The sequence below is a fragment of the Actinosynnema sp. NPDC020468 genome (assembly GCF_040642015.1).
Lineage (GTDB): Bacteria > Actinomycetota > Actinomycetes > Mycobacteriales > Pseudonocardiaceae > Actinosynnema.
Genome location: NZ_JBFAEO010000046.1, coordinates 63,753 through 69,427 on the forward strand (window position 1 = coordinate 63,753; position 5,675 = coordinate 69,427).

The following is a 5,675-nucleotide window of genomic DNA, read 5'->3' on the forward strand; positions in this document are numbered from 1 at the left end:
CGTTTGAGGGTATTGTTCAACAATCCTATTGTTCTAGGATTCTTTCTGTCAACAATCTTGCGGCGGCTCCGTCGGGGCGAGGCCACCACCGACTCGGTCACGGCATCTTTAGTTTGCGTAGCCCTACGTATCGGTATCCGGATTGTTCGGTGGCGGCCGTCACCCGATGGTGGTTCCAGGTGGCCGCCCGTTCTCCTCCTCCTGCACGGCGGCCCAGGTGAACGGAGTGCTGCCGATGCGACCGGATCGCTCGACCCGGAGCCGGGTTGTCGTCCTCGGGGTCGACACCAACGCCACGATGTCGCTCGGTGTCGGGTACGGATACGGGTTCACGGCGGCGGTCGCCGCGCCGGCGGCCCCCTGATCGACCCGGTCGGCCCGGGCACGGCGGTGACCCCGTCGCGCCTCGACGCCCGCCGGGTGCCCTCCGGGCACCTGCCGCTGCTCGGAAGGGTTGCACCACAAGGGTTCCACACGATCTCGCACCCGCGGCGCGGTTGTCGTCTCCCCCGCGCCGCGGGTGCGTCCACCCCTGCGTTCGTGGAGGAATACGAATGGGCACCACATTCCGGGTCGGGGCGGTTGTCGCCGCCCTGGCCGCACTGGGCGTCGCGCCACCCGCGTCCGCCCAGCAGGCGGAGGCCGACTACGTGAAGGCCTCCCACCCCGTTGCCGGCAGCTTCCTGGTGTCGTTGAAGGACACCGGGGGCTCCCAGATCGCCACCACGTCGGGCGGTCTGGTCGGCAAGTACGGGGGCAGGCTCAAGACCGTGTTCACCGCGGCGATGCACGGGTTCCTGGTGAAGGACCTGTCGGACGTCCAGGCCCGTCGGTTGGCCGCCGACCCGGCGGTCCGGACGGTCTTCCAGGACGGCACGGCGCGTGCCGCCGACACCCAGACCGGGGCGACCTGGGGCATCGACCGGGTGGACCAGAAGAGCCTGCCGCTGGACCAGAAGTACACCTACAACACGACGGCGTCGACCGTGACGACCTACGTGCTCGACTCGGGCATCCGCAAGACCCACGCGGAGTTCGAGGGCCGCGCCTCCGACGGGTACGACTTCGTCGACGAGGACGGCACCGCGCAGGACTGCTTCGGCCACGGCACCCACGTGTCCGGCACGATCGGCGGCAAGACCTACGGTGTCGCCAAGAAGACCAAGCTGGTCGCCGTGCGCATCCTCGGCTGCGACGGCACCGCGCCCGACTCCGACGGCGTCGAGGGCATCGAGTGGATCGCCAAGAACGCGGTGAAACCCGCCGTCGTCAACGGCAGCTTCACCTTCGACACCGCCGGGATCGGGGACGAGGCGATCGGCCGGCTGAACCAGGCGGGCGTGACGTTCGTGGTGGCGGCGGGCAACAGCTCCGCCGACGCCTGCAACACCGGTCCGGCCCGCAACACCACCGTGATCGCGGTCGGCGCCACGGACAACCAGGACAACCGGGCCTCGTTCTCCAACTACGGCTCGTGCGTGGACATCTTCGCGCCGGGCAACAACGTCGTGTCGGCGGGCATCTCCGGCGACACGGCGAACGCCACCATGAGCGGGACGTCCATGGCGTCACCGCACGTGGCGGGCGGCGCCGCGCTGTACCTGGCGGGGAACCCGTCGGCGACACCGGCGCAGGTGCTCAAGGCGTTGACCGACGCGTCGACGCCGAACGTGGTCAAGAACCCGGGGTCGGGCTCGCCGAACAAGCTGCTGTACACGGCGTCGTTCGGCGGCGGCGACCCCAACCCGCCGACGTGCTCGGGCGGGACGAACGGCGACGACGTGGCGATCCCGGACGCGGGCGCGGCGGTCGGGACCTCCGTCGTCGTCGCGAACTGCCCGGGCAACGGCACGTCCTCGACACCGGTGAAGGTGGACGTCGTCCACGGCTACACCGGTGACCTCCAGATCGACCTGGTCGCGCCGAGCGGAGCGGTGATCCCGCTGCGCAAGGCGGGCGGGGTCGGCTCGGCGGCGGGCGTGCACGAGACCTTCACCGCGAACACCGCGGGGGAAACCCGCAACGGCACGTGGAGGTTGCAGGTGAAGGACGTCTACGCGTTCGACACCGGCACCCTCGACACCTGGGGGATCTCCTTCTAGGACCGACCGGCGGACGAGGGTGGCGACGGGCGGGACCTCCACACGGTCCCGCCCGTCGCTCTGCCCCGCGAGGTCGGCGGTCAGTCGGTCCAGCGCAGCCGGGCGTTGCTCGCCACGCCGACGACCAGCCCGGTGATCGCGAGCCCGATCAGCGCGTTGAGGATCGCGGTGAACACCCGGCTCTCCACCTCGACGGTCAGGCTCAGCGGCAGCACGACCGCGATCGCGGTCAGCAGCACCATGATCCAGGTGAAGAACCGCGTCGCGTTGGGCGTCGTCGCGAGCAGCAACTGCACCAGCCCGGTCGCCGCCAGCGCGCACGCGGCGGTCACCAGCGCGTAGGTGAGCGTGTTCGCGTTGCCCCACGCGCCCTCGCCCTTGGGCGCCAGCACGGCGATGCCGAGCAGCCCGCGCGCGAACAGGATGCCGACCACGGCGACCAGCCCGGCCACCAACGCCGTCGCCGCGCCACCGGCCCACAACTTGGCCGTGTCGTACCGCCGCTCGGGCCGCACCCGCCGGGGTTGCGGCTCCCACTCGCCCTGCTGCGGCAGCACCGAGGTCTCCTCCGGCGTCTCGTCGCGGCGAGACCGGTAGTCGGCCATGACTTCTCCTTGGTCCCGGGAACGCACTCCACCCCCAGGGATACCCGCTCCGCGCCGTTTCCCACCTGCAACCCGCCGCGAGTCCGCGCGCCCCACCCGTTCGGCGGTCACCCGACGGCCGATCAAGCCCCGTGAACCCCGACGGCCGGCCGAACCGGGGAGGCGCTTCGCCGGGGGAGTGCGCCACTCGGACCGGGCGGATCGTCCGGTCGGACACCGGGTTCGCCGCGTTCGCCGGTGCCGGCAATTTTGAGGTACCCCTACGGATCCCGACCCTGATTGATCCCCGACGGGCCCGCCTCGACAGTGGGCTTCGCCGCTCGACCCTGCAAGAGCGGCTTTCGCCTGGAAGGGAAGCAATCGTGACACGACCACGTCCCCAAGGCCTTCTCCCGCTCGTCGCCGCGGCGGTGCTCCTGCCGCTCCTGCCGCTGACGAGCGCGACCGCCGAACCCGCCGCCGTCGGGAACGCACCCGCGGCCAACTACGAGGGCGACACCGTTCCCGCGCCCTCGGGTCCGTCGGCCTCGTTCCACAACGGTCAGGACGCGACGGTTGACGAGTTCCCCGCGATCATCGCGGGCCTGCGCGCCGGTGGGACCCGGCCGCAGGGTCAAACCTGCACCGGCACGGTCGTCGCGCCGCGCAAGATCCTCATCGCCGCGCACTGCGCCGACGCCGCCGGCGACAAGAGCTTCGTGTACGGCCTGGACGACCTGAACTCGCCCGGCGGGTTCAAGACGAACGTGGTGACGTACAAGAAGCACCCGAAGTACGTCAACTTCGACCAGGGCTACGACGTGGCCGTGGTGACCGTCGCCGACGACATCCCGGTGCGCGGCGGCAAGTACGCGCAGTTCGCCACGTCCGCGGACTCCGGCCTCGCGGTGCCCGGCAAGAACGGCCTCGGCTTCGGGTACGGCAAGAAGGACTTCGACGACAACCTGAAGGACGTCACCCTCGACAAGGCGACCCTGCCGATCGTGGACGGCGACAAGGTCTGCCAGGGCGTCGGCGCGGGGTTCAAGTCCGCCACCATGATCTGCGCCGGCTACTCCGACGGCCGCACCACCATCCTGCCCGGCGACAGCGGCGGTCCGCTGATCGTGGAGGGCAAGGTCGTCGGCGTCGCGTCCTGGAGCCGCAGCGACTTCAAGTGGTACAGCGTGTACGGCCGGTTGACCAACGACATGGGCGACTGGGTCAAGCAGGAGGTGGGCGGCACCGTGCCCGCGCCGGACTTCACCCTCGGCGCGTCGCCCGCGAGCCTGAAGGTCACCGCCGGCAAGTACGCGTCCACCACGATCACCACGGTCGCGGGCTCCACCGGCGCGGAGAACGTGACGCTGTCCGCGTCGGGGCTGCCGACCGGCGCGAAGGCGACGTTCCAGCCGACGAGCGTGCAGACGGGCTCGAACGCCAAGCTGACGATCGAGGCGGCGGCGAGCACCGCCAACGGCACGTACACCGTGACCGTGACGGGCACCAACGCGGCCGGGAAGTCCGCGACCACCGCGGTGTCGCTGACCGTCGAGGACGGCGGGCAGAACCCGCCGGGCGGTGACGTGAAGGTGACCGCCAACCCGTCCTCGGGCAGCGTGCGACCGGGTCTCTTCGCCCAGTTCTCGGTGTCCGCCACCGGTGGCACGGGCGCCTTGACGCTGACCGCGTCGGGTGTGCCGGCCGGCGGCTCGGTCCAGTTCAACCCGGCGAGCATCGCCCAGGGCGGCAGCAGTTCCGTGCTGGTGTGGACGGCGTTCTCCACGCCGGCGGGCAGCTACCCGGTGACGATCAAGGCCACCTCGGCCGACGGCAAGAGCGGCACCACCACGTTCACCCTCTCGGTGACGCGGTTCGGTGTCTCCGGGGCATACACGGACTAGCACCGACTAGCACCGTCCAGCGCGGATTAGCACCGCGCGCGTCTTCTCCACGACAGCGGGGCCCGGAAGCAGTCGGGCCTCGCTGTCGCGCGTTCGTCCTCAGGACAGCTCGGCCCACACGGACTTGCCGGTGTCGGTCGGCGTGGCGCCCCAGGCCCGGCTCAACGCGGCCACGATCACGAGCCCGCGCCCGCGCACCGACTCCACCTGGACCGGTTGGGGCTTGGGCAGTTCGGGCGACCGGTCGGCCACCTCGATCCGCAGGCCGGCCTCGGTGCGCGCCACCGTCAGCTCCAACGGCCCGGTCGCGTGGTCGACCCCGTTGGACACCAGCTCGGTGACGACCAACTCGGCGTCCTCCACCAGTTCCTCGCCCAACCCCCACGCCGCCGCGGCCTCCCGCACGACCTGCCGCGCCCGTGCCGACGAGCCGCCCGTTGCGGGCAGCGTGGCCGCCACCGGCGTCGCTGGCTCGTTGCGCACAATCCGCTCCCGTTGATCGGCAGACACCCGCATCGTCGCACATCCGCCACTTCAACCACCCAGTGGTCGCGCCCGGAGGCGTCGTGCTGCACGATCGGTAGCGACACGAGGCCACTCGTGGGAAGGCGCGGGCTCCATGGACTTGCAGGTGCGCAGTGAGGTCCGGGGCGACTGGACGGTCGTCGCGGTGTCGGGAGAACTGGACGCGGACACCGTGCCAGTCCTGTCCGACCACCTCGAGGACACCCCGGGCACCCACGTGGTGGTAGACCTGAGCGGCGTCCCGTTCATGGACACCACCGGCCTCTCCCTGATGCTGGACTGGCACCGAAGGCTCAACGACGGTTTCCGAATGGCCGCCCTCCAACCGTCGGTGCACAAACTCTTCAGGCTGACGGAACTGACCGAGGTAATGCACATCCACCCGTCGGTAACCGACGCCACCACCTAACCTCACCACCTACCCCCCGCCACCCCCACCAACCCCAGCCGCCCCCCACCACCCCAGCCTTAAGCGCCGAAGGCGCGCTTGCCTTAACGCCGGGGCCTCGTGTTCTCCCCGTATGGCCTGGGCGAAGCCCAACCGCATTTGGCACGGGGGC

The 5,675-nt window shown here is 70.6% G+C and carries 5 protein-coding genes; 3 read left to right on the forward strand and 2 right to left on the reverse strand.

Features of this window, described 5'->3' with window-relative positions:
* The first annotated feature begins 554 nt into the window (after nucleotides 1–554).
* Nucleotides 555–2,102 (forward strand): S8 family serine peptidase, encoded by a 1,548-nt coding sequence (locus AB0G50_RS27895; protein ID WP_360113920.1) that lies wholly within the window; start codon nucleotides 555–557, stop codon nucleotides 2,100–2,102.
* A gap of 80 nt (nucleotides 2,103–2,182) precedes the next feature.
* Here the strand turns inward: AB0G50_RS27895 and AB0G50_RS27900 are convergent, their stop codons facing one another.
* Nucleotides 2,183–2,707, reverse strand: coding sequence for a DUF6069 family protein (locus AB0G50_RS27900; protein WP_360113923.1), 525 nt, complete (start codon nucleotides 2,705–2,707; stop codon nucleotides 2,183–2,185).
* A 362-nt stretch (nucleotides 2,708–3,069) separates the two neighbouring features.
* Between AB0G50_RS27900 and AB0G50_RS27905 the strand changes: the two genes are divergently transcribed.
* Entirely contained in the window at nucleotides 3,070–4,590 is a 1,521-nt protein-coding gene (locus tag AB0G50_RS27905) for a trypsin-like serine protease (RefSeq protein ID WP_360113926.1), read from the forward strand.
* Between the two features lie 99 nt (nucleotides 4,591–4,689).
* Here AB0G50_RS27905 and AB0G50_RS27910 read toward each other — a convergent pair whose 3' ends face one another.
* Nucleotides 4,690–5,073: an ATP-binding protein gene (locus AB0G50_RS27910; protein WP_360113929.1), complete on the reverse strand. Its 384-nt coding sequence runs from the start codon at nucleotides 5,071–5,073 to the stop codon at nucleotides 4,690–4,692.
* Between the two features lie 136 nt (nucleotides 5,074–5,209).
* Here AB0G50_RS27910 and AB0G50_RS27915 point away from each other — a divergent pair, with 136 nt between their 5' ends.
* A complete protein-coding gene (locus AB0G50_RS27915) occupies nucleotides 5,210–5,524 on the forward strand; it encodes an STAS domain-containing protein (RefSeq protein WP_360113932.1) in 315 nt (104 codons plus the stop codon).
* The last annotated feature ends 151 nt before the right edge of the window (nucleotides 5,525–5,675 follow it).